This is a genomic window from Burkholderia cepacia GG4, assembly GCF_000292915.1.
Lineage (GTDB): Bacteria > Pseudomonadota > Gammaproteobacteria > Burkholderiales > Burkholderiaceae > Burkholderia > Burkholderia cepacia_D.
Genome location: NC_018513.1, coordinates 1,642,869 through 1,666,380 on the forward strand (window position 1 = coordinate 1,642,869; position 23,512 = coordinate 1,666,380).

Consider the following 23,512-nt stretch of genomic DNA (forward strand, 5'->3'; position numbering starts at 1 on the left):
CGGCGTTATATGTCGGCGCGCGGCGACGGGTAAAAAAGGCGATTGATCAGCGTGCGCACCATCGGTGCGAGTTCGCCCGCGGTGAGACCGGCCGGCCCCGTGCCGCTCGCGGTCAGCGTGTCGGCCGCGAGGCCGTGCAGGTAGACACCCGCGAGCGCGGCTTCATACGGCGTGACACGCTGCGCGAGCAACGCGCCGATCAGGCCACCGAGCACGTCGCCGGTGCCGCCGGTGGCGAGCGCGGCATTGCCGGTCGGGTTGATCGTCAGGCGGCCGTCGGGAGCCGCAATCACCGTGCCCGAGCCCTTCAGCACGACGATGCTCGCGTAGCGGGCGGCAAGCGCCTGTGCCGCGGCCAGCCGATCGTGCTGCACCGTCGCGGTGTCGCTGCCGAGCAGTCGGGCTGCCTCGAGCGGATGCGGCGTCAGCACGCATGCATGGCCGCGCGCGCCGCGGGCGGCCACGGCGGCCGCGAGATCGGCGTGTGTCGCGACGAGGTTGAGTGCGTCGGCGTCGAGCAGCGTCGCGGCGTCGTGCGCAAGCATGCTGCGCACGAGGGTGGCCGCGGCCTCGCGTGTGCCCAGGCCGCAGCCGGCCGCGATCGCGGACATCGCATCGAGGTCGAGGTTGTCCGCCGGATGCAGCATCAGCTCGGGGAATGGCGGATCGTACGGCGGCGCGCCGGCGCCGAGAAAGCCGACGTGCACCTTGCCGGCGCCTGCGAACAGCGCGGCGCGCGCGGCGAGGATCGGCGCGCCGCACATGCCGGTGTCGCCGCCGAGCACCGCGAGGCTGCCGAACGTGCCCTTGTGCGACGCGAACGCGCGCGCGGGCAACGCGGCGGCGAACCGCGCCGGCTCGTTCAGCACGATGGCCGGCTCGGCGGGCGGCGCGACGTCGAGCGATGCGATGTCGATCTCGCCGGCAAGGTCGCGGCCGTCGCCGGTGTAAAGGCCCGGCTTCGCGCCGATGAAGGTGAGCGTATGCGTCGCGGCGACGGCGACGCCCGCGCCGACGATCCGGCCCGTGTCGCTGTCCAGTCCGCTCGGCACGTCGAGCGCGAGCACGCGGCCGCCGCTGCGGGCGTGCGCGGCGATGCGCGCTGCCTGCGCGGCGAACCGGCCGTCGAGTGCGCGACCGAGGCCGATTCCGAACAATCCGTCGACGACCCACGCATAGCCGTCGAGCGATGCGGGCGGGTCGGCCGATAGCGGCACGCCGGCCGCGCGCGCGAGGCCGAGCGCCCATTGCGCGTCGTCCGGCTTGACCGGCACGGGCAGCCACGCCTGTGTCGCGACGCCGAGCTGCTGGAGCTGTGCGGCGGCCACCAGCGCGTCGCCGCCGTTGTTGCCGGGGCCGACCGCGAACCAGACCGGACGCGCGTCGCCGGCGACCCGTTCGGACAGCCAGCGCGCGGCGGCGGCGCCCGCGCGGCCCATCAGCGTGTGCGGCGGCAGTTCGGCGGTCGCGGCGGCTTCGGCCGCGCGCAGGTCGGCAACGCGCAGCAGCGCGAGCGGGGCGGAGTCGGGGAGCAGGCGGGCAATCGTCATCGCGGGGTCATGGCGGCGGGGCGGTGGCCGCCCCGGGACGGGCCCGCGGCGGTCAGGTCGTGAAGCGCGCGGCGTTCAGCGCGGAGAGCGTGTCGGCGGGCCACTGCTGCGTGTTGCCGCCGAGGTAATCGGTCACCACTTTAGCAGACCCGCACGCGAGGCCCCAACCGGCCGGGCCGTGGCCGAAATTGACGAATACGCGCGGATGCGGGGTCGGGCCGACGACCGGCAGGCCGTCCGGCGACAGCAGTTGCATGCCTTGCCACGACAGGGCGGCGGAAATCTTCGCCGCGCCCGGCACCCAGTCGTGGACGGCCTGGCCGAGCAGCGCGAGCGCGGCCTCGGACAGCGGCTCGGATAGCGGTTTCGCCGTGTCGGCGAGGCTCTGCAGCACCGCGCCGCCGCCCACGCGCAGTCGCTGATGGGTGCGGGTGATCGAGATCCGCTTGATCGAATCGACGACGTTCAGGTGCGGCGCATGCTCTTCGTACGCGACCGGCGCGGTCAGCGTGTGGGTGCGGACCGGATGCAGCGGCAGCCGCCATCCGAGCCGTTCGAGCAGCGTCAGGCTGCCGGCGCCGGCGGCGACCACGATCGCGTCGGCCGAAATCACGTCGACCTCGCGCGCCTTCGTCGCGTGCCGTCCGCTGCCCGACGGTGCGAGCTCGACCGCGGCGCGGCCGGTGTCGATGCGGATCGCGGTGACGTCTGCGCCGAAGCGGAACTGCACGCCGTGCTCGTCGAGCGCCTGCTTGACCAGTTTCGCGAACAGCGGGCAGTTCCCGGTGCGCTCGGTCTCGAGCAGCACGCCGCCGGCGAAGCCGGGCTCGGCCGGCACCGACGGCTCGAGTGCCGCGCATTCTGCGGCGCTCAGCACGCGGTACGGCTGGTCGAGCGTGCGCAGCAGGTCGAGCGCCGGCTGCAGCGCTTCCCAGTCGCGCGGGTCGCGCACGACGTGCAGGATCCCGGGTTTCTGCTCGAATTCGAGTTCGAAGCGCGCCTCGATATCGGCGAGGGTTTCGCGCGACGCGTCGATCAGCGGGTGCAGCCGTGCGTACTGCGCGGTGAATGCATCGGGCTCGTGCAGCGCGGTGAGCTGCTTGACGAAGCGGCGTACGCCGCCGTTGAAGCCCGGCTTGTAGACGATGCCGGTGTCGCGCGACTGGCGCTGGCGCATGAAGGTCGGGCCGAACCAGACGTCGAGCGGGCTCGGCAGCAGCGTGCCGCCGTCGCCGTAGGTCGCGCCCTGCGCGACGGTCGCGTGGCGTTCGACCACGCACACGCGATGGCCGGCCGCGCGCAGCTGGTAGGCGGTGGCGACGCCGCTGATTCCGCCGCCGATGACGATGACATCCATGGATTGCTTCGATGACGGGCGGCGCGCACGCCGCCCGGTGAGGATTCGCTGACGGGCCCCGGCCCGGTGAACCGGGAATGATAGCGCCAAAATCGCGGAAACCGACGTCACGCGACCCCATCCTATTCCGCCGTCGTGCGGTCGCCGGCTGCCGGGGCCGGGCGAGGCGGCCCGGCGTGCGGCCGCGTGCGGCGGGTGCCGGTGCACCGTCGCGGTGCACGACGGGTGCCGATCGGCCGGTCTGGGATGACCGACTTCCGGGTATAATTGCGGCCTTCCTTTCGCCCCACGTCGCCACCTCGCGCGACTCATCGACGTCAGTCCAGCCCATGGCTCACTTCTCGTGTTTTCCCGGCGCTTCGGCCCTCTCCGATTTCCGTCAAACCCGTCTGCTCGACACGCTCAGGCAAATCGACGCCAACATCGTCGCGGTGCGCGGCCAGTTCCTGCACTTCGTCAATGCGGCCGAGCCGCTGTCGGCCGACGACAGCGTGCGCATCGGCGCGCTGATGCACTACGGCGCGCCGTTCGTGCCGGCGGCCGAGAAAGGGACGGCCGAGACCTTCGTCGTGCTGCCGCGCTTCGGCACGGTCTCGCCGTGGGCGAGCAAGGCGACCGACATCGCGCAGCACTGCGGCCTCACGCAGGTGCGCCGCATCGAGCGCGGCGTCGAATTCACGGTCACGCTGAAGTCGGGCCTGCTCGGCGGCAAGAAGGCGCTGTCCGACGACGCGCGCGCAGCGGTTGCGGCCGCGCTGCATGACCGGATGACCGAAAGCGTGGTCGCCGCGCGCGACGACGCGAAGCACCTGTTCGACGAACTGCCGGCCAAGCCGCTCGCGACCGTCGACGTGCTGGGCGTCGGCCGCGGCGCGCTCGAGCGCGCGAACGTCGAGCTGGGCCTCGCGCTCGCCGACGACGAGATCGACTACCTGGTCGACGCGTTCCGCAAGCTCGAACGCAACCCGACCGACGTCGAGCTGATGATGTTCGCGCAGGCGAACAGCGAGCACTGCCGCCACAAGATCTTCAACGCGCAGTGGACGATCGACGGCGAAGCGCAGGACATGTCGCTGTTCGCGATGATCCGCAACACCGAGAAGCTGAATCCGCAGGGCACGATCGTCGCGTATTCGGACAACTCGTCGATCATGGTGGGTGCCGAAGCCGAGCGCTGGTTCCCGCGCAACGCAGGCGCGGCCGGCGAGCCGGGTGAGCGTTATGGCCGCCACACCGAGCTCACGCACACGCTGATGAAGGTCGAGACGCACAACCACCCGACGGCGATCTCGCCGTTCCCGGGCGCGGCGACCGGCGCGGGCGGCGAGATCCGCGACGAGGGCGCGACGGGCCGCGGCGCGCGTCCGAAGGCCGGCCTCACGGGCTTCACGGTGTCGAACCTCGACCTGCCCGAGGCACGCCAGTCGTGGGAAAACGCACGCGACGCGGCGCAGCCGGTCGGCGAGCGCAACCCGAACGACGCGCACGGCCCGTACGGCCGCCCGGACCGCATCGCGTCGCCGCTGCAGATCATGATCGACGGCCCGCTCGGCGGCGCCGCGTTCAACAACGAATTCGGCCGCCCGAACCTCGGCGGCTATTTCCGCGTGTACGAGCAGAACGTCGGCGGGAAGGTGCACGGCTATCACAAGCCGATCATGATCGCGGGCGGCCTCGGCAACATCGCCGATCAGCATACGCACAAGCACGACGTGCCGGCCGGCTCGCTGCTGATCCAGATCGGCGGCCCCGGCATGCGGATCGGCATGGGCGGCGGCGCGGCGAGCTCGATGGCGACCGGCGCGAACACGGCCGAGCTCGACTTCGACTCGGTGCAGCGCGGCAACCCGGAAATCGAGCGACGCGCGCAGGAAGTGATCAACGGCTGCTGGCAGCTCGGCGCGGAAAACCCGATCCTGAGCATCCATGACGTCGGTGCGGGCGGCCTGTCGAACGCGTTCCCGGAAATCGTCGACGGCGCGGGCAAGGGCGCGCGCTTCGAACTGCGCAAGGTTGCGCTCGAGGAATCGGGCCTGTCGCCGCGCGAAATCTGGTCGAACGAAGCGCAGGAGCGCTACGTGCTGGCGATCGCGCCGGCCGACCTGCCGCGCTTCGAGGCAATCTGCGCACGTGAGCGCTGCCCGTTCGCGGTGGTCGGCGTGGCCACCGACGAGCGCGAGCTGCAGCTCGTCGACGACGAAGCGACGGGCACGGATGAATTCCCGGTCGACATGCCGATGGAAGTGCTGCTCGGCAAGCCGCCGCGCATGCATCGCGACGTCGCGCGCGTCGCGACCGAGCGCACGCCGGTCGACGTGACGGGCATCGCGCTGTCGGAAGTGGCGGTCGACGTGCTGAAGCACCCGACGGTCGGCAGCAAGTCGTTCCTGATCACGATCGGCGACCGTTCGGTCGGCGGCACGTCGGTGCGCGACCAGATGGTCGGCCCGTGGCAGGTGCCGGTGGCCGACTGCGCGGTCACCGCGCTCGACTACGCGGGCTTCAAGGGCGAGGCGATGACGATGGCCGAGCGCACGCCGCTCGCGGTGATCGATGCACCCGCATCGGGCCGCATGGCCGTCGGCGAGGCGATCACGAACATCGCGAGTGCGCCGATCGCATCGCTCGACAAGCTGAAGCTGTCGGCGAACTGGATGGCTGCGTGCGGCACGGCCGGCGAGGACGCCGCGCTGTTCGACACGGTCAAGGCGATCGGCATGGAGCTGTGCCCGGCCCTCGGGATCGGCATCCCGGTCGGCAAGGACTCGCTGTCGATGAAAACGAAGTGGGACGAGCAGGGCGTCGCGAAGGAAGTGGTGTCGCCGGTGTCGCTGATCATCTCCGCGTTCGCGCCGGTCGAGGACGTGCGCCGTCACCTGACGCCGCAACTGCGCCGCGTCGCCGATGCGGGCGACAGCGTGCTGATCGCGATCGATCTCGGCCGCGGCAAGAACCGGATGGGCGGCAGCATCTTCGCGCAAGTGACGCAGCAGGTCGGCGACACGACGCCGGACGTCGACGACGCGGAAGACCTGAAGCGCTTCTTCAACGCGATCCAGTCGCTCAATGCGCAGGACAAGCTGCTTGCGTACCACGACCGCTCGGACGGCGGCCTGTGGGCGACGGTGTGCGAAATGGCGTTCGCGGGCCATGCCGGCGTGTCGCTGAACGTCGACATGCTGACGCTCGACCCGAACCACGAATCCGACTACGGCGACGCGAAGGACTGGGCGAAGCAGACGAGCGGCCGTCGTGACGACCGCACGCTGCGCGCGCTGTTCTCGGAAGAACTCGGCGCCGTCGTGCAGGTGCGTGCGACCGACCGTGACGCGGTGCTCGGCGCGCTGCGCGAGTTCGGCCTGTCGGCGTGCTCGCACGTGATCGGCTCGGTCAACGACCGCGACGTGATCGAGGTGTACCGCGACGCGAAGAAGATCTTCGACGCACCGCGTACCGAACTCCATCGCGCGTGGGGCGAAGTGAGCTGGCGCATCGCGCGCCTGCGCGACAACCCCGCATGCGCTGATGCCGAATACGACGCGCTGCTCGACGCGGCCGATCCGGGCATCTCGCCGGTGCTGAGCTTCGATCCGGCCGACGACATCGCCGCGCCGTTCATCGCGACCGGCGCACGGCCGCGCGTCGCGATCCTGCGCGAGCAGGGCGTGAACTCGCACCTGGAAACGGCCTACGCATTCGATCGCGCGGGCTTCGATGCACACGACGTGCACATGAGCGACCTGCTCGCCGGTCGCGCGAATCTTGCCGATTTCGCGGGTGCGGTCGCATGCGGCGGCTTCTCGTACGGCGACGTGCTGGGCGCGGGCGAAGGCTGGGCGAAGACGATCCGCTTCAACGCGAACCTCGCCGACATGTTCTCGGCGTTCTTCGCGCGTCCGGACACGTTCGCCCTCGGCATCTGCAACGGCTGCCAGATGCTGTCGAGCATCGCGTCGATGATCCCGGGCGCGGAAGCGTGGCCGAAGTTCACGCGCAACAAGTCCGAGCAATTCGAAGCGCGCTTCTCGTTCGTCGAAGTGGAGAAGTCGCCGTCGATCTTCTTCGCGGGCATGGAAGGCTCGCGGATTCCGGTGGCGGTCGCGCACGGCGAAGGCTATGCGGACTTCTCGCAGCAGGGCGACATCGATCGCGTCGCGGTCGCGATGCGCTACGTCGACCACCGCGGCGAAGCGACCGAGCGCTATCCGTTCAACCCGAACGGGTCGCCGGCCGGCATCACGTCGGTCACGACGGCCGACGGCCGTTTCTCGGTGCTGATGCCGCACATGGAGCGCGTCCATCGCACGGTCACGATGAGCTGGCATCCGGAAGACTGGGACGAAGCGAGCCCGTGGATGCGCGTGTTCCGCAACGCACGCCGCTGGATCGGCTGATGTTCGATCCGCACGCACCGGTCGACGTCGTCACGCTGCGCGGCGAACGCGCCAGCGACGTCGATGCGATCGGTCGCGTGATCGTGGCCGCGTTCGCGGACGAGCCGCAGCACGGGCAGTTCGAGCGGCAGATCGTTGATGCGCTGCGCGTGGATGGCGTGCTCAGCGTGTCACTCGTCGCGGAGCGTGACGAGCGCCTGATTGGTCACGTCGCGTTTTCGCCGGTCTCGATCGGCGGTGAGCCGGCCGGCAGCCAGCAATGGTACGGGCTCGCGCCGCTCGCGGTGCGGCCCGAATGCCGGCGCCTGAGCATCGGTGCGGGGCTCGTGCGCACCGGGCTCGACGCGTTGCGCCGGCTCGGCGCGCGCGGCTGCGTCGTGCTCGGCGATCCCGCGTACTACGCGCGTTTCGGCTTCGTGCCGTCCGGCGATCTCGTGTTCCCGGCTGCGCCGCCCGGGTATTTTCTCGCGCTGGCGTTCGACGAAGCCGCACCGCCGTCGGGCGAGGTGCGCTATCACGACGTGTTTCATCCGGCATAGTGGTTCGCTGCGCCGCTCGCACGTGATCCTGCAGTCCTGAAAAAGCCGCATTCAAGCGGCTTTTTTTGCGCAGTCGCCGCGATGAATCGGCTGCGGTTTTGCGACCGTGTCCGCGTCGACGCGCTGGATCGAGACGAAGCCGGACCGCAAGCGCGCATGAAAAAGGCCGCTCCATGGAGCGGCCTTTGCGTGGGCGAGCCGACGTTACTGGATCTTCGCGTGCTGGCGCAGACCTTCCTCGAACGCCTGCAGCTTCTGCTGCACGAGCTGCTGCGCGATCTGCGCCTTCACCTGGTCGAACGGCGGCGGGGCGATGTCGCGGATGTCGTCGACACGGATGATGTGCCAGCCGAACTGCGTCTTCACCGGCTGGTCGGTCATCTGGCCTTTCTGCAGCTGCTGCGCGGCCGCCGCGAATTCCGGCACATACGCCTTCGGGTCGGACCAGTCGAGGTCGCCGCCGTTCTTGCCCGAGCCCGGATCCTTCGAGTACTGCTTCGCCAGATCCTCGAACTTCGCGCCGGCCTTGATCTTCGCGATCAGGTCCTTCGCCTGCTGTTCGCTGTCGACGAGGATGTGGTGCAGGTGGTACTCGCGGTTGCCGCCGGCACCCTTCACCAGGTCGTCATAGCGCGCCTTCACTTCGGCGTCGGTCGGCTGGTTCTTCTTCAGGAAGCTCTCGATCATCGAGCGCAGCACGACCGTCTGCTGAGCGACGGCAACCTGTGCCTTCACGTCCGGGCGGTTCGGGATGCCTTCGCGGATCGCTTCCTGCATCAGGATTTCGCGGTTCACGAGTTCCTGGCGCACGGCCTGCTGCAGTTGCGGGCTGTCGGTCTGGCCTTGCTGGACGAGCTGCGCAACCATCGCATCGGCGCGCGACTTCGGAATTGGCGTGCCGTTGACGACGGCGATGTTCTGGGCGAATGCCGGTGCCGCTGCAACAGCAGCCGCCGCGACCCACAGGCGGGGGGATTTCAGGATCATCGGGAATTCCTGTTGAGACTAGATTGAAGATTCGTTGAATTCTTCGGGCGTGTAAGCCACGATCGCGAGCGCGTGAATGCCGCGCTGCATCGCATCAGCGAGCGCATCATACACCAGGCGGTGCCGTGCGACGCGCGGCTTGCCCGCGAAGGCGGCCGACACGATCGTCACCGTGTAGTGGCCGCCGGCGGCCGCGCCGGCGTGGCCTGCGTGCTGCGCGCTGTCGTCGCGCACGGCGAGCGACAGCGGTGCGAGCGCCGCGGTCAGGCGCGCTTCGATCAGCGCGATGCGTTCGTCGGGCGACGCGTCGAGAAAGGTGTCGGTCATGTCATTCGTCCTTCAGGTACTTCGTGAGCCACAGGCTCTGCAGGATGATGAACACGACCATCGCCCCCGTCGTGCCGAACAGCTTGAAGTTCACCCACTGCGATTCGGTGTAGTTGTGCACCACGTACAGGTTCGCGACGCCGAGCACCGCGAAGAACAGCGCCCAGGCGACGTTCAGCTTGTCCCACACGGGGTGCGGCAGCGTGAGCTGCTTGCCCATCATCTTCTCGATCAGGTTGTTGCCGAACGCATAGCGCGCGGCGAGCAACCCGACCGCAAACAGCCAGTACAGCACAGTCGGTTTCCATTGAATGAATTTTTCGTCATGCAGGACGAGGGTGGCGCCACCGAAGACGACGATCACGCCGAGACTGACCCACAGCATCGTGTCGACCTTCCGGTGCCGGAAGGCGACCCAGGCGACCTGGGCCAGCGTCGCGACGATCGCGACGGCGGTGGCGGTGAAGATGCCCCAGACCTTGAAGGCGGCGAAAAACAGGATGATCGGAAACAGATCGAACAGGAATTTCATGGCGCTCGCAGCTGCGTGAAAGGCCGCATCGCGCGGCCTTTCACCGTTGTAGGGACCCGCCAGGCGCCACCGTCCGGGATCGGGGCAGCCGGGGAGGCTGGCCGACCGATCCGTCCGGTGCCGCTCATTCGTTTTCGGGTCGGGACTCGAAGTTTAACGCAGCCGAATTGATGCAGTACCGCAATCCGGTCTGGTCGCGCGGGCCGTCCTCGAACACGTGGCCGAGATGCGCGCCGCAATGGTTGCAGCGGACCTCGACGCGCACCATGCCGTGCGAGCGGTCGAGCTTCTCGTCGATCACCTCGCCGTTCAGCGGCTTGAAGTAGCTGGGCCAGCCGCAGCCCGAGTGGAACTTGGCGCCGGATTCGAACAGCGGCGTGCTGCAGACGATGCATTTGTAGATGCCGGCGTCTTCGGTGTCGGTGTATTCGCCGGTGAACGCGCGCTCGGTCGCCGCATGCTGCGTGACCTCGTATTGCATCGGCGTGAGCCGGCTGCGGAGTTCGGCGTCGTCCTTCCGGTACGGAAAGGTCTTGTCGTCGGAATCGTGTGACATGTGGGGGTTCTCCTGATCGGTCGGTCGGGTCGTGCGGGTCACGACGAGCAGCTCACTTCGAGCGACCCGGCCCAGTCGGGCGGCAATGCCGCATACGCTTCATGTTCCGGTTGTTCGTCGAACGGCCGGCGCAGTACCTGCGCGAGTCGCTCGACTTCGGAAAAATCCTTTTCCTTCGCGCGCCGGATCGCGACTTCGGCCAGATGGTTGCGCAGCACGTATTTCGGGTTCACGCGGTTCATCGCGGTGGCACGGGCCACGTCGTCGCGTGTTTCCTCGGACAGCCGCGCGCGGTAGAGGTTCGCCCACGCGTCGAACGCGTCGCGATCGATGAACAGGTCGCGCACCGGCGCGTCGCGGCTCGCGTCGTGCTTCGACAGCTGCGCGAGCCGGCGGAACGTCAGCGTGAAGTCGGCACGGCTCGCATGCATCGTTTCGAGCAGCTTGTTCGCGAGCTCCGCGTCGTTCTCGCGTTCGAGCTCGAGGCCGAGCTTCGCGCGCATCGCGCGCTCGAGCGCGGGGCCGAAGCGTTCCGGAAACTTCGCGAGCACGGCCTGCGCGTCCTCGACCGCGCGCTCGGCGCGCGCATCGTCGTCGGCGATCCCGTGCTGCAGCCCGATCAGCGGCAGCAGCGCCTGCGCGAGGCAGTAGCAGTTCCAGTGTGCGATGCGCGGCTGCATCCGGTACGCGTAGCGGCCGCTCGTGTCGGAGTGGTTGCAGATGTGGTTCGCATCGAACGCATCGACGAAGCCGAACGGGCCGTAGTCGATCGTCATGCCGAGGATCGACATGTTGTCGGTGTTCATCACGCCGTGGCAGAAGCCCACCGCCTGCCATTGCGCAACGAGGTCGGCCGTGCGCAGCGTCGCGGCTTCGAGCAGCGCGAGGTACGGATCGTCGGCGTCGCGGCATGCCGGATAGAAGCGGTCGATCACGTGATCGGCGAGCTGGCGCAGCAGGTCGGGGCGATCGTTCGAGAAGAAGTGCTCGAAGTGGCCGAAGCGCACGAAGCTCTCCGACACGCGCGTGACGACGGCCGACGTCTCGATCTCCTCGCGCACCACCGGCTGGTCGGAGCCGATCACCGTGAGCGCGCGCGTGGTCGGAATGCCGAGGTGATGCATCGCTTCCGAGCACAGGAATTCGCGGATCGACGAACGCAGCACCGCGCGGCCGTCGCCCATTCGCGAATACGGCGTGCGGCCACCGCCCTTGAGTTGCAGTTCGTAGCGCTGGCCGTCGGCGCCGGACAGTTCGCCGATCGTCAGCGCGCGGCCATCGCCGAGCTGGCCGGCCCACACGCCGAACTGGTGACCGGAATACACCGACGCATACGGCATCGCGTGCGCGGGCCAGTCGCGCGTCGGGTTGCCGGCGAACAGCTCGGCGAATCCGGGTTGTGCCGCGAGCGATGCCGGTAGTCCGAGCAACTGCGCGACTTCGTCGGAAAAGCCGACCACGTACGGCGCGGGTAGCGGCGCGGCCGGCAGCCGCGTATGAAACGCATCGCCGAGCTGCACGAACGCGCCTTCGGCTGGCGCGCCGAGCGTGGCGGCGAGGTCGGGGAGGGTGTCAGCCATAGCGGCTGCGCTTCGGGAAAACGACATGTTGAGCGCCTCTGGGTAAGCCGATATTGTAAGGCGGCGCCGCGCCGCCCGCATGGCGGCCCGCGCGCCGTGCGCCACAGCTGTCCGGGCCGTGGACAGGCGCGCCGCTCGCAGGCTGGTCACCGATTCGCGTCCTTCAGGGAGAACAAGACGATGGGTAAGCCGTTGCTGGGCCAGATGATGGACATGCCGTTGCTGGTGTCGTCGCTGATCGCGCATGCCGCGCGTTATGCGGGCGACACGGAGATCGTGTCGAAGCGCGTGGAAGGCGACCTGCATCGCTACACGTACCGCGACTGCGAGCAACGCGCAAAGCGGCTCGCGCAGGCGCTCGCCCGGCTCGGCGTCGAATCCGGCGACCGCGTCGGCACGCTGGCCTGGAACGGCTACCGGCACCTGGAGGCGTATTACGGGATCGGCGGGATGGGCGCCGTGTGCCACACGATCAACCCGCGTCTGTTTCCCGAGCAGATCGCGTACATCATCAATCACGCGGAAGACCGCTACGTCTTCTTCGACCTCAATTTCGCGCCGCTCGTCGACGCGATCGCGCCGCAGTGCCCGCACGTGCAGGGCTGGATCGCGATGACGGACGCCGCGCACCTGCCGTCCGGCGCGACGCCGTACCGGTGCTACGAAACGCTCGTCGAAGCGGAGGACGGCCGCTATGACTGGCCGCGCCTCGACGAGCTGCAGGCGTCGGGCCTGTGCTACACGTCGGGCACGACCGGCAATCCGAAGGGCGTGCTGTATTCGCATCGCTCGACCGTGCTGCACGCCTACGGCGCCGCGCTGCCCGACGCGATGAACCTGTCGGCGCTGGACGCCGTGCTGCCCGTCGTGCCGATGTTCCATGTGAACGCGTGGGGGCTGCCGTACGCGGTGCCGCTCACGGGCGGCAAGCTCGTGCTGCCCGGCAAGGATCTCGACGGCAAGTCGCTGTACGAACTGATGGAGGCCGAACGCGTGACGTTTTCCGCGGGCGTGCCGACCGTGTGGCTTGGCCTGCTGAACTACATGCGTGAGGCCGGCGTGCGTTTCTCGACGCTGAACCGTACGGTGATCGGCGGCTCCGCGTGCCCGCCCGCGATGCTGCGCACGTTCGAGGACGAATACGGCGTGCGCGTGATCCACGCGTGGGGGATGACCGAGCTGTCGCCACTCGGCACGCTCGCGAAGCTCAACTGGGCGCAGTCGCAGCGGCCGCTCGACGCGCAGCGCAGGCTGCTGGAGAAGCAGGGGCGCGTGATCTGCGGCGTCGACATGCGGATCGTGGGCGACGACGGGCGCGAGCTGGCGTGGGATGGCGTCGCGTTCGGCGAACTGCAGGTGCGTGGGCCGTGGGTGATCGATCACTACTTCAAGAGCGATACGTCGCCGCTGTCGGACGGCTGGTTCCCGACCGGCGACGTCGCGACGATCGACCCCGACGGCTTCCTGCAGATCACCGACCGCAGCAAGGACGTGATCAAGTCGGGCGGCGAGTGGATCAGCTCGATCGACATCGAGAACGTCGCGATCGCGCACCCGGGCGTCGCCGAGGCCGCGTGCATCGCGTGCGCACACCCGAAATGGACCGAACGTCCGCTGCTCGTCGTGGTGCCGCGCGAGGGCGCGAACCTGAGCCGCGACGTGCTGCTCGCGTTCTACGAGGGCAAGGTCGCGAAGTGGTGGGTGCCCGACGACGTCGTGTTCGTCGAATCGCTGCCGCACACCGCGACCGGCAAGCTGCAGAAGCTGAAGCTGCGCGAGACGTTCCGCGACTACGTGCTGCCGACGGCGGTCTGCGAGCCGTAAGCGCGAGGCCGGCGACGGCCCGCAGCACGATCGCCCGATCCGGCCCCCGGATCGGGAAAATTCAAATTGAACGATCGTGCTTTTTCGTTGTATGCTGCCTCCGTTCGATCCGGACATGCGGCCGTTCGACCGCGCACAATGAAGCGCAGCCACCCCGGCGCGCGATGCATGGAGGCAGGCAGATGGCAGTGGATTACTCGACTCGCGACGGCGTGGCCGTCATCACGCTCAACAATCCGCCCGTCAACGGGCTCGGCCTGTCGACGCGCCAGGGCGTCATGGACGCGCTCGATCGCGCCGCGCAGGATCCGTCGGTCACGGCGATCGTGCTGACCGGCGCGGGCCGCGCGTTCTCGGGCGGCGCCGACATCACCGAATTCAATACCCCGAAGGCCCTGCAGGAGCCCACGCTGCACACCGTGATCCGCGCGGTGGAGGCGAGCGCGAAGCCGGTCGTCGCGGCGCTGCACAGCGTCGTGATGGGTGGCGGGCTGGAGCTTGCGCTCGGCGCGCACTATCGCATCGCGGCGCCGGGTGCGCAGGTCGCGCTGCCGGAAGTGAAGCTCGGCCTGTTGCCGGGCGCGGGCGGCACGCAGCGGCTGCCGCGCGCGGTGGGACTCGAAACCGCGCTGAACATGATCGTGTCGGGCGCGCCGGTACCGTCCGAGCAACTCGCCAGCAGCGGGCTGTTCGACGAAATGGCAGACGGCGACCTGCTCGACGCGGCCGTCGCATTTGCGCGCAAGGTCGGCACGCAGAAGGGGCCGCATCCGCGCGTGCGCGATCGCAAGATCGTCCACGAGAATGCCGCGGGCTTCATCCAGTTCGCGCGCAATTCCGCGCAGGCCGCCGCGCCGAATTTCCCCGCACCGCACAAGTGCATCGACGCGATCGAGGCCGGCGTGCTGAACGGCTTCGACAAGGGCAGCGTCGCCGAACGCGACGGCTTCGTGGCGCTGATGATGACGCCGGAAAGCCGTGCACTGCGGCATGCGTTCTTCGGCGAGCGCGCGGCGAGCAAGATTCCCGACGTGCCGGCCGATACGCCGGTGCGCGAGATTCGTCGCGTCGGCGTGATCGGCGCCGGCACGATGGGCGGCGGGATCGCGATGAACTTCGTCAACGCGGGCCTGCCCGTCACGCTGCTCGAGACGAAGCAGGACGCGCTCGACCGCGGGCTCGCGACAATCCGCAAGAACTACGACGCGCAGGTGAAGAAGGGCAAGCTCACGCAGCAGAAGCTCGATGCGCGCATGGCGTTGATCACGCCGACGCTGTCCTATGATGACCTGAAGGATGCCGACCTGATCGTCGAGGCCGTGTTCGAGGAACTCGGCGTGAAGGAGCAAGTGTTCGGCCGGCTCGACGCCGTGGCGAAGCCGGGCGCGATCCTCGCGTCGAACACGTCGACGCTCGACGTCGACAAGATCGCCGCGTTCACGAAGCGTCCGCAGGACGTGGTCGGCATGCACTTCTTCAGCCCCGCGAACGTGATGAAGCTGCTCGAGGTCGTGCGCGGTGCGCAGACCGCGAAGGACGTGCTCGCGACCGTGATGGCGGTGGCCAAGAAGATTCGCAAGACGGCGGTCGTGTCAGGCGTGTGCGACGGCTTCATCGGTAACCGGATGATCGAGCAGTACATCCGCCAGGCGCTCTTCATGCTCGAGGAAGGCGCGCTGCCCGCGCAGGTCGATCGCGCGATCGAGAAGTTCGGTTTCGCGATGGGCCCGTTCCGGATGAGCGACCTCGCCGGCAACGACATCGGCTGGGCGATCCGCAAGCGCCGCTATGTCGAGCAGCCCGATCTGCAGTACTCGAAGATCGCCGACCGCCTGTGCGAGCAGGGCCGCTTCGGCCAGAAGACGGGCGGCGGCTGGTACGACTACGTGCCGGGCGAGCGCAAGGCGAAGCCGTCGGCGCTCGTCGACGAGATGGTCGTCGCGTATTCGAAGGAGCGCGGCGTCGAGCGGCGCAAGATCGGCGACGACGAGATCGTCGAGCGGCTCGTATTCGCGCTCGTCAACGAAGGCGCGAAGATTCTCGAGGAGAAGATCGCGTCGAAGGCGTCCGACATCGACATGGTCTATCTGACGGGCTATGGCTTCCCGCTGTGGCGTGGCGGCCCGATGCTGTACGCGGACATGGTCGGTCTTTACAACGTCGAGCGGGCGATCCGCCGCTATGCGGCCGCGCCGAACGGCGACGCATGGCAGCTCGCGCCGTCGATCGTCGAACTGGCAAAGGCTGGACGCGGATTCAACGGCTGACGGCGCGCGTGACAGCACGATCGGGCCTGCAAGGAGAAACGCAATGAAACGCACTGACGACGTGCTGCTCGTGATCGACGTGCAGTACGACTTCATGCCGGGCGGCGCACTCGCGGTGCCGGACGGCGACGCGGTCGTGCCGGTGATCAACGCGCTCGCGCAACGCTTCGACCAGGTCGTGCTGACGCAGGACTGGCACCCGCGCGAGCACGTGTCGTTCGCAGCGAACCATCCGGGGCGCAAGCCGTTCTCGACGCTCGCGCTGCCGTATGGCGAGCAGGTGCTGTGGCCCGTGCACTGCGTGCAGGACACTGAAGGCGCGGCGCTGCATCGCGACCTGGACATCCCGCACGCACGGCTCGTGATCCGCAAGGGCGGCGACGCGCAGGTCGACAGCTATTCCGCGTTCGTCGAAGCCGATCGCACGACGCGCACGGGACTCGCCGGCTATCTGCGCGAGCTCGGCGCGAAGCGCGTGTGGTGTTGCGGGCTCGCGACCGACTATTGCGTCGCGTGGTCCGCGCTCGATGCGCGCGCGGCGGGCTTCGAGGCCGTCGTGATCAACGACGCGTGCCGTGCGATCGACCTGAACGGGTCGCTCGCGCACGCATGGCAGCAGATGCAGGCGGCGGGCGTCACACATGTGACGTCCGCCGGCGCGCGCCCGACGGCGTAGCGCATTCCCATTCGATGCAGGACATGAAGCAGGACCGAAGGAGACTCGCATGACCGAAGCCGTAATCGTATCGACCGCACGCACGCCTCTGGCGAAATCGTGGCGCGGCGCATTCAACATGACGCACGGCGCGACGCTCGGCGGCCACGTGGTCGCGGCCGCGCTCGAACGCGCGAAGCTGGATCCGGCGCGCATCGAGGACGTGATCATGGGCTGCGCGAACCCCGAAGGCGCGACCGGCGCCAACATCGCAAGGCAGATCGCGCTGCGCGCGGGGCTGCCGGTGACCGTGCCGGGGATGACGGTGAACCGTTTCTGTTCGTCCGGGCTGCAGACGATCGCGCTGGCCGCACAGCGGATCATCGCCGGCGAGGGCGACGTGTATGTTGCGGGCGGTGTCGAATCGATCTCGTGCGTGCAGAACGAGATGAACCGCCACATGATCCAGGAAGGCTGGCTCGTCGAGCACAAGCCGGAGATCTACTGGAACATGCTGCAGACGGCCGAGAACGTCGCGAAGCGCTATGGAATCCCGAAGGAGCGGCAGGACGCGTACGGCGTGCAGTCGCAGCTGCGGGCCGCGGCCGCGCAGGAAGCCGGGCGCTTCCGCGACGAGATCGTGCCGATCACCGTGCGCGCGGGCATCGCCGACAAGGCGACGGGCCGCTTGTTCACGCAGGACGTGACGGTGTCCGCCGACGAGGGCATCCGGCCCGACACGACGCTCGAGGGCGTGTCGAAGATCCGTTCGGCCGTGCCGGGCGGCGTGATCACCGCGGGCAACGCGAGCCAGTTCTCGGACGGTGCGTCGGCGTGCGTGGTGATGAACGCGGACGTCGCGCAGCGCGAAGGGCTGCAGCCGCTCGGCGTGTTCCGCGGCTTCGCGGTGGCCGGTTGCGAACCGGACGAGATGGGGATCGGCCCGGTGTTCGCGGTGCCGAAGCTGTTGAAGCAGGCGGGGCTGAAGGTCGACGACATCGGCCTGTGGGAGCTGAACGAAGCATTCGCGGTGCAGGTGCTGTACTGCCGCGATACGCTCGGGATTCCTGACGACCGCCTGAACGTGAACGGCGGCGCGATCGCGGTCGGCCATCCATATGGCGTGTCGGGCGCGCGCCTGACCGGCCATGCGCTGATCGAAGGCAAGCGGCGCGGCGTGAAATACGTGGTCGTCACGATGTGCATCGGCGGCGGGCAGGGCGCGGCCGGCCTGTTCGAAATCATCTGATTTTGTTGCGTGCTGGCCGCCGTGGCCTGATTGGGCGGAAGCGGCGGCCGCGAAGTCAAAATCGGCGCTATCCGAACGCGATTCGTAAAAATGGGGAAGCAAACGGCGTGCGTTCAATGCTGCCGTTTCCCCTTACTTGTCAAACGAATTGCCGCACCTATACTTGCTCTGACATTTGCCTTTCGGCGAGATGGGCCAGTGCGTGTGTCGCACCGACGCGCGCGGCGCGTCTAGGGTAGCCGGTGCGGACGATGCATCGTGCGGTTCCGGTACCGTTGACGTTCAAACGACGCAGCAGACCGAACGGGGACCAAATTGAGCACGACCTATACAACCGGGGAGCCGCCGCGCGTCGTCAGCGCGGCCGCGAGGCTCTACGCAAAGTGCCTGCTGGTCGGATTCGCATTGCTGCCGGCCTATCTCATTGCCTATCTGTGGTTTTTCAGCGACCCGCACGTCGTGTTCGAGAGCCACGCATTCCATGAAATCGCGATCGCCGCCGCGACCCTCGAGGGCGCATTCGTCACCTATGTGACATGGGTCTGCTACCGGTCGTCTGGCGAGCCGCTGCTGCGCTGGCTGACGCTTGGCTTTCTCGGCTTCGCGATGATCTATGCGCTGCACGGCCTCTTCACCGGGATGGCGCACCACAATATCTGGCTGTTCCTGCTGTACGGGCCCGCGTCGCGGCTCGTGATGTCGATCCTGCTGCTGACGGGCCTGCTGTCGTATTCGCAACCGCCCGATCGCGCCGAGAAGCGCACGCGCGTGCGAACGTGGCTGCCGTGGATCGCGTTGTTCGCGATCATCAACGTGGCGGTCGCCTACATCGCATATTCGCCGATCGCCGGCGCGGTGGGCACGCGGATGTCGATGGAAGGCGGCGCGCTCGTGTTTTCGCTGTTGAACGTCGGCATGCTGCTCGCGCGGCGGATCCGTTCGCCGCTGATGGTGATCTACGGCGTGTCGATCATGGCGTTCGCGCTGTCGTCGCTCGCGTTCATGCTCGGCAAGCCGTGGAACCACATGTGGTGGCTCGCGCATGCGATCTTCGCGGGCGGGTTCTTCCTCCTCAGCTACGGCGTCGTGCAGGCGCTGCAGACGACACGCTCGTTCTCCGCGATCTACAGCCAGGAAGACCTGATGAGCCGCCTGTCGGAATCGATGGCGCGCGCCGAGAGCGCGCTGCAGGAGTTGCGGCGCACGAACCAGAAGCTCGAATACATGGCCGCGACCGATCCGATGACGGGCGCGTCGAACCGCCGCCAGTTCATCGCGCAGGTCGAGCGCGAGATCGTGCGGGCGGAGCGCGACGGCACGCCGTTTTGCCTGCTGGCGCTCGATCTCGACAACTTCAAGAACATCAACGACGCGTACGGGCACCAGATCGGCGACGAGGTGCTGCGCGGCGTCGTGCGCCAGTGCCTCGAGGCGATCCGTCCGGCCGGTGCGCTCGCGCGGGTCGGTGGCGAGGAGTTCATGGCACTGTTGCCCGAGATGCCGCTCGAAGGCGCCCGGATGACGGCCGAGCGCGTGCGTTCGTCGATCGCGAGTTCGCCGTTCGGGCTGGATTTCAAGCGCGTGCAGGTGACGGTCAGCGTCGGCGTCGCGCAGTACGGCGTCGACGGGAGCACGGTCGATGCATTGCTGCGGGCGGTCGACGAACGGCTGTATCAGGCAAAGCGGGACGGGCGCAATCGCGTGGTTGCGCATTGACGAGCGTGCGCCGCGGATTCGGCAAGGTGATATGCGCGGAGGCGCCGTCATGGCGCGATGCGCCCCCGGTTTCGCGCGGATACTGAATGAAGCCCCGCAGGCGGACACAACTGCGGGGCTTTCGTTTTACTGGCCCGCCATCCGAGACTCCCGTTCACCGGCTGCGCGGTATCGTTGAATCGCAGCCCGGTACCGCTGGTGCCGGCAGGAAACACGACGAGCAGGCGCGGCTTCGTCGACGAGCGAGCCAGCAGGTGCGCGGCGACCGAGTCCTGCCGGTAGAACGCATTGATCTGCCTGCCGGTGTCCCTGCGGAACGACAGTGCGGCGCTGGAAGCGGGCGGAGTAGCGCCCGACCGGACGTCGTCGTCGTTGCCGGCGAGAGCAGCTGGCGCATGAGGACCCGGGCGAGCAGGCGTAAAGAGCGGCCGCCGGTGGACTTTCGACACATCAGATTGCAGTCCATTCACGCCGGCAAGTTTGGTAGGCTTGTCGCCTGTCTTCGGTGGCCGGGTCTTGAGGCGGCACGTGGCACGGTGAAAAAGCGGGTATCGTCTTTCGTGAATTGAAGGGGTACCTGCTTGCTTGCCCGGCCAAGTGCGATTTCGAGCGAACGCAAGCGAACGGTGGAAGGGCGGACAGTGTCCGACTGGCAAGGGTGACAGGCAAATCGCCGAACCAACACGAACTGGAGCGAACGAAGTGATCAGACATATCGTCATGTGGAAATTGAAGGAATCGGCGGAAGGCGCGACGCGCGCGCAGAACGCGCTGAAGCTGAAGGAAAAGCTCGAAGGCTGCCGCGACCTCGTGCCGGGCATCCTGCAGATCGACGTCGGCGTGGCGACGCCCGGCCTCGATGCGACCTCCGACATCGTGCTCGTGTCCGATTTCACGGACAAGGCCGCGCTCGACGCGTACCAGGTGCACCCGGTTCACCAGGAATTGAAGAAGTTCGTCGCCGCGGTGGCCGAATCGCGCGAGTGTGTCGACTACATCGTCGACAGCGCACGATGAGCGACGCGGCATCCCCGACGGACGGCCCGTCGATCGAAAGCCCGTTCGTCGACCTGCTCGGCGTGCAGCTCGTGTCCGCGAAAGACGGGGCGAGCGAGATCGTGCTGCCGCTCGAGGAGCGGCACATGAACACGTGGAGCATCGCGCACGGCGGCGTGACGATGACGCTCGCGGACATCGCGCTCGCGATGGCGGCGCGCAGCCTGACCGACGACGGCGTCGGCGTCGTCACGGTCGAGATGAAGGTGAACTTCATGCAGCCGGGCCGCGGTGAACTGCGCGCCTACGGGCGCGTGATGCATCGCTCGACGACGATGGCCTACTGCGAAGGCGAAGTGCGCGACAGCGACGGCAATTTCGTCGCGAAGGCGCTCGGTACGTTCAAGTACATGCGGCGACTCGCGGTGGGCCGCGACATCAAGCGGCAACGCTCGCGCACGGTGCCGGACGCCCAACCCGGCCCGAGCGACGCGTAAGCGCCCGGACGCACGGCGGCCCTGCCTCTCCACAGGCAGGGCCGTTTTGTTTGACGGCACGGGATTCCGGCGCACCGCGCGCCTGACGCGGGCATGGCATCATGTGACGCTTGTCCGTTCACGGCGCCGCGCGCGCCGTCCTCACCGATGCCGCTGAATCCGAAGATCGCCCAGGTGCTCGACATGGTCGAGCGCGCGAAACGTCCGTCCTATCACCACCAGACGGCGCAGCAGGCGCGCGCCGCGTACGAGAAGAGCGCGCCGATCCTCGACGTCGCGCCGGCGCCGATGCATTCGGTCGAGGCCTGTGTCGTGCCGACGCGCGACGGCCGTACGATCGGCGCTCGGCTGTACCTGCCGGTCCAGCCGAGCCTCGCCGAACCGCTGCCGGCGCTCGTCTACTACCACGGCGGCGGCTTCACGGTCGGCAGCATCGATACGCACGACGCGCTGTGCCGGATGTTCGCGCAGGACGCGCGGTGCGCGGTGTTATCGGTCGACTACCGGCTCGCGCCCGAACACCGGTTTCCGACTGCGGTGGACGACGCCGACGACGCGTTGCGCTGGCTGCATCGCGAGGCCGCCGCATTCGGCATCGACGCCGCGCGGCTCGCGGTTGGCGGCGACAGCGCGGGCGGCACGCTCGCGACCGTCTGCGCGGTGCTCGCGCGCGATGCCGGCATCGCGCTTGCGCTGCAGATGCTGATCTATCCGGGCGTGACGGGCCACCAGGACACCGCGTCGCACGCGCGGTTCGCGACCGGCTACCTGCTGACGCAGGACACGATTCAGTGGTTCTTCACCCATTACGTGCGCGATCGGTCGGACCGCGACGACTGGCGCTTCGCGCCGCTCGACGGCACGCGCGACGCGCCGTCGTTCGCCGGCGTCGCGCCGGCTTGGATCGCGACCGCCGAATACGATCCGCTGAGCGACGAGGGCGCCGCGTACGCGGACAAGCTGCGCGCGGCCGGCAACAGGGTCACGCTGGTCCGCTATCCGGGCATGATCCACGAATTCTTCAAGATGGGCGGCTACGTCCCCGAGGTGCGTGCCGCGCATGCCGACGCGGTGGCAGCGCTCAAGGCCGCATTCGACGACGTGTGACGGCGGCGGCGCCCGACGCCGCACGGAGGAAGCGATGACGGACGGCTTGGTGGAAACGGGCGACTGGACGGTGCTGGGCGGCGATGCTGCGCGGATTCGCGACGCGGTGTTCGTGCGCGAGCAGCGGATTCCGCCGGAATGGGAGCTCGACGACGAGGATCCGCTGTCGCTGCATGCGGTTGCCTACCGGTTCGATGCGGCGACCGGCGCACGCCGTGCGATCGCGACGGGGCGGCTGCTGCGCTCCGGCACGATCGGTCGTGTCGCGGTGCTGGCCGACGTGCGCAGGCAGGGGGCTGGATCGGCCGTGCTGCACGCGTTGCTGGACGCCGCGCGGCACCGCGGCGAGCCGATCGTGCGGCTCTACGCGCTGGATGCCGCGGTGTCGTTCTATGTGCGGCACGGCTTCGCGGCGGTCGGCGAACCGTTCGTCGAAGTGGGCGTGCCGCACGTCGAGATGGCGCGCGCGCCGTAGCGCGGCACGCGCAGGCTCAGCGCGGCCGCGTTGCGTCGACGTCGAACGTGAACGCGCGCTCGAACGTGCCCGGCCGGACGGTGCGGTGCGAGCCGTCGTCGTCGCAGCGTTCCTTGATGTCGACCGTCAGCCGCACGCCTTCCTTCATCGACACGCGCAGCGCGGTCGTGCCGCGCGTACCGTATTCGGGCGTCTCGATGAACGCGGCCGACAGCGCACGCTCGCGCTCGATCGGAATGCCGGTGTGCGGCAGCGCAGCGTCGTCCGCGACATGTGGATCGCGCATCAGCTCGATCAGCTCGTCGAGCGACGGCGTCGGGTTGTCGGTCAGCAGCGTGCCGAGTTCCGCACGCTTGCGCACGACTTTCGGCCAGGGCGTGTCGAGCCGCCCATTCGACAGTGCATGCACGCCGGCGCTGATCGCGACCGGCGCGGCGACGCCGGCCTCACCCTCGGCCGCACGATTGCAGAACCACGCGAGCTCGCGCCGCTTCCAGTCGCCGACGAGCAGGTTGAAGCCGTTGTACACGGCCGCGTGCTCGGCCAGTGCGCCGAGGTAATCGAGCGGCGCGACGGACCGGCCGCCGAGGAAGTCGGAGACGAGCTTGCCGCGGGTCGGCGCGCCCGCGCGAATGTCGAACGGCGCGCGGTAGTTCGTCAGCGCCGCGAAGCGGCCGTCGCGCGAGACGCCGAGCCACGTGCCGCCCGCTTCGAGATCGCGGCCGGCCAGCACGCCCGGCACGTCCTCCCACCAGGAAAGCGGTGCACTCGTACGGCGAAAGAATTCGTCGCGGTTGGCGGTCAGGGTAAAGACGGGACCGGCGGCGGCATCGGGCTGCCAGTCGAAGGCAATCAGACACATCGGGCGAATCTCTCGCAGGAAACATCGGGCGCCGGCTGCAAT

Annotated in this window: 19 protein-coding genes and 1 pseudogene; 11 read left to right on the forward strand and 9 right to left on the reverse strand. The window is 68.5% G+C overall.

Translation table 11 applies throughout. The features are described 5' to 3' along the window. Window positions 1-5: 5 nt before the first annotated feature. Entirely contained in the window at window positions 6-1,550 is a 1,545-nt protein-coding gene (locus GEM_RS07510; RefSeq protein ID WP_014896813.1) for an NAD(P)H-hydrate dehydratase, read from the reverse strand. A gap of 52 nt (window positions 1,551-1,602) precedes the next feature. Next, a complete protein-coding gene (locus tag GEM_RS07515; protein WP_014896814.1) occupies window positions 1,603-2,907 on the reverse strand; it encodes an FAD-dependent oxidoreductase in 1,305 nt (434 codons plus the stop codon). A gap of 329 nt (window positions 2,908-3,236) precedes the next feature. Here GEM_RS07515 and purL point away from each other — a divergent pair, with 329 nt between their 5' ends. Together purL and GEM_RS07525 are read left to right on the forward strand one after the other, a co-directional pair. Next, window positions 3,237-7,301, forward strand: coding sequence for a phosphoribosylformylglycinamidine synthase (gene purL / locus GEM_RS07520; protein ID WP_014896815.1), 4,065 nt, complete (start codon window positions 3,237-3,239; stop codon window positions 7,299-7,301). Further along, window positions 7,301-7,840, forward strand: a complete 540-nt coding sequence (locus GEM_RS07525; protein WP_014896816.1) for a GNAT family N-acetyltransferase — start codon at window positions 7,301-7,303, stop codon at window positions 7,838-7,840. Before purL ends, GEM_RS07525 begins: the two co-directional genes overlap by 1 nt. Window positions 7,841-8,044: 204 nt before the next feature. Here the strand turns inward: GEM_RS07525 and GEM_RS07530 are convergent, their stop codons facing one another. From GEM_RS07530 to GEM_RS07550, 5 genes are all read right to left on the reverse strand, one after another. Further along, a complete protein-coding gene (locus GEM_RS07530) occupies window positions 8,045-8,827 on the reverse strand; it encodes a peptidylprolyl isomerase (RefSeq protein WP_014896817.1) in 783 nt (260 codons plus the stop codon). Between the two features lie 18 nt (window positions 8,828-8,845). After that, window positions 8,846-9,154 (reverse strand): BolA family protein, encoded by a 309-nt coding sequence (locus GEM_RS07535; protein WP_014896818.1) that lies wholly within the window; start codon window positions 9,152-9,154, stop codon window positions 8,846-8,848. A 1-nt stretch (window position 9,155) separates the two neighbouring features. Continuing rightward, window positions 9,156-9,686 (reverse strand): septation protein A, encoded by a 531-nt coding sequence (locus GEM_RS07540; RefSeq protein ID WP_014896819.1) that lies wholly within the window; start codon window positions 9,684-9,686, stop codon window positions 9,156-9,158. Between the two features lie 124 nt (window positions 9,687-9,810). Further along, window positions 9,811-10,242 carry a peptide-methionine (R)-S-oxide reductase MsrB gene (msrB, locus tag GEM_RS07545; RefSeq protein ID WP_014896820.1) on the reverse strand — a complete coding sequence of 144 codons (432 nt, stop codon included), beginning with the start codon at window positions 10,240-10,242 and terminating at the stop codon, window positions 9,811-9,813. 38 nt (window positions 10,243-10,280) lie between these two features. Continuing rightward, window positions 10,281-11,849: a protein adenylyltransferase SelO gene (locus GEM_RS07550; RefSeq protein ID WP_014896821.1), complete on the reverse strand. Its 1,569-nt coding sequence runs from the start codon at window positions 11,847-11,849 to the stop codon at window positions 10,281-10,283. A 153-nt stretch (window positions 11,850-12,002) separates the two neighbouring features. Between GEM_RS07550 and GEM_RS07555 the strand changes: the two genes are divergently transcribed. The 5 genes from GEM_RS07555 (at window position 12,003) to GEM_RS07575 (ending at window position 19,533) form a co-directional block, all read left to right on the forward strand. Beyond that, window positions 12,003-13,646, forward strand: coding sequence for a 3-(methylthio)propionyl-CoA ligase (locus GEM_RS07555; protein WP_014896822.1), 1,644 nt, complete (start codon window positions 12,003-12,005; stop codon window positions 13,644-13,646). Between the two features lie 182 nt (window positions 13,647-13,828). Further along, complete coding sequence (locus GEM_RS07560; protein ID WP_014896823.1) at window positions 13,829-15,913, forward strand: 3-hydroxyacyl-CoA dehydrogenase NAD-binding domain-containing protein; 2,085 nt, start codon at window positions 13,829-13,831, stop codon at window positions 15,911-15,913. Between the two features lie 43 nt (window positions 15,914-15,956). Continuing rightward, the gene (gene pncA / locus GEM_RS07565) at window positions 15,957-16,589 is read left to right on the forward strand and encodes a bifunctional nicotinamidase/pyrazinamidase (RefSeq protein ID WP_014896824.1); all 633 of its coding nucleotides are present in this window, start codon (window positions 15,957-15,959) and stop codon (window positions 16,587-16,589) included. A 49-nt stretch (window positions 16,590-16,638) separates the two neighbouring features. Further along, window positions 16,639-17,817 (forward strand): acetyl-CoA C-acyltransferase, encoded by a 1,179-nt coding sequence (locus GEM_RS07570; RefSeq protein WP_014896825.1) that lies wholly within the window; start codon window positions 16,639-16,641, stop codon window positions 17,815-17,817. Window positions 17,818-18,132: 315 nt separating this feature from the next. Beyond that, window positions 18,133-19,533: a GGDEF domain-containing protein gene (locus GEM_RS07575; protein ID WP_014896826.1), complete on the forward strand. Its 1,401-nt coding sequence runs from the start codon at window positions 18,133-18,135 to the stop codon at window positions 19,531-19,533. Window positions 19,534-19,646: 113 nt separating this feature from the next. On the opposite strand, the pseudogene GEM_RS32155 reads toward GEM_RS07575, so the two are convergent. Further along, window positions 19,647-19,982, reverse strand: a pseudogene (locus GEM_RS32155) (hypothetical protein); the annotation flags it as partial. A 253-nt stretch (window positions 19,983-20,235) separates the two neighbouring features. On the opposite strand from GEM_RS32155, the gene GEM_RS07580 reads away from it, so the two are divergent. From GEM_RS07580 to GEM_RS07595, 4 genes are all read left to right on the forward strand, one after another. Next, window positions 20,236-20,550, forward strand: a complete 315-nt coding sequence (locus GEM_RS07580; protein WP_014896827.1) for a Dabb family protein — start codon at window positions 20,236-20,238, stop codon at window positions 20,548-20,550. Then, entirely contained in the window at window positions 20,547-21,026 is a 480-nt protein-coding gene (locus GEM_RS07585; protein ID WP_014896828.1) for a PaaI family thioesterase, read from the forward strand. The genes GEM_RS07580 and GEM_RS07585 overlap by 4 nt, the downstream gene beginning before the upstream one ends. A 147-nt stretch (window positions 21,027-21,173) precedes the next feature. Beyond that, a complete protein-coding gene (locus GEM_RS07590) occupies window positions 21,174-22,133 on the forward strand; it encodes an alpha/beta hydrolase (protein ID WP_014896829.1) in 960 nt (319 codons plus the stop codon). A 34-nt stretch (window positions 22,134-22,167) separates the two neighbouring features. Further along, on the forward strand, window positions 22,168-22,608 hold the full coding sequence (locus tag GEM_RS07595; protein ID WP_014896830.1) for a GNAT family N-acetyltransferase: 441 nt from the start codon (window positions 22,168-22,170) through the stop codon (window positions 22,606-22,608). Between the two features lie 16 nt (window positions 22,609-22,624). On the opposite strand, the gene GEM_RS07600 is transcribed toward GEM_RS07595, so the two are convergent. Next, entirely contained in the window at window positions 22,625-23,470 is an 846-nt protein-coding gene (locus GEM_RS07600; RefSeq protein ID WP_014896831.1) for an NRDE family protein, read from the reverse strand. Window positions 23,471-23,512: the final 42 nt, after the last annotated feature.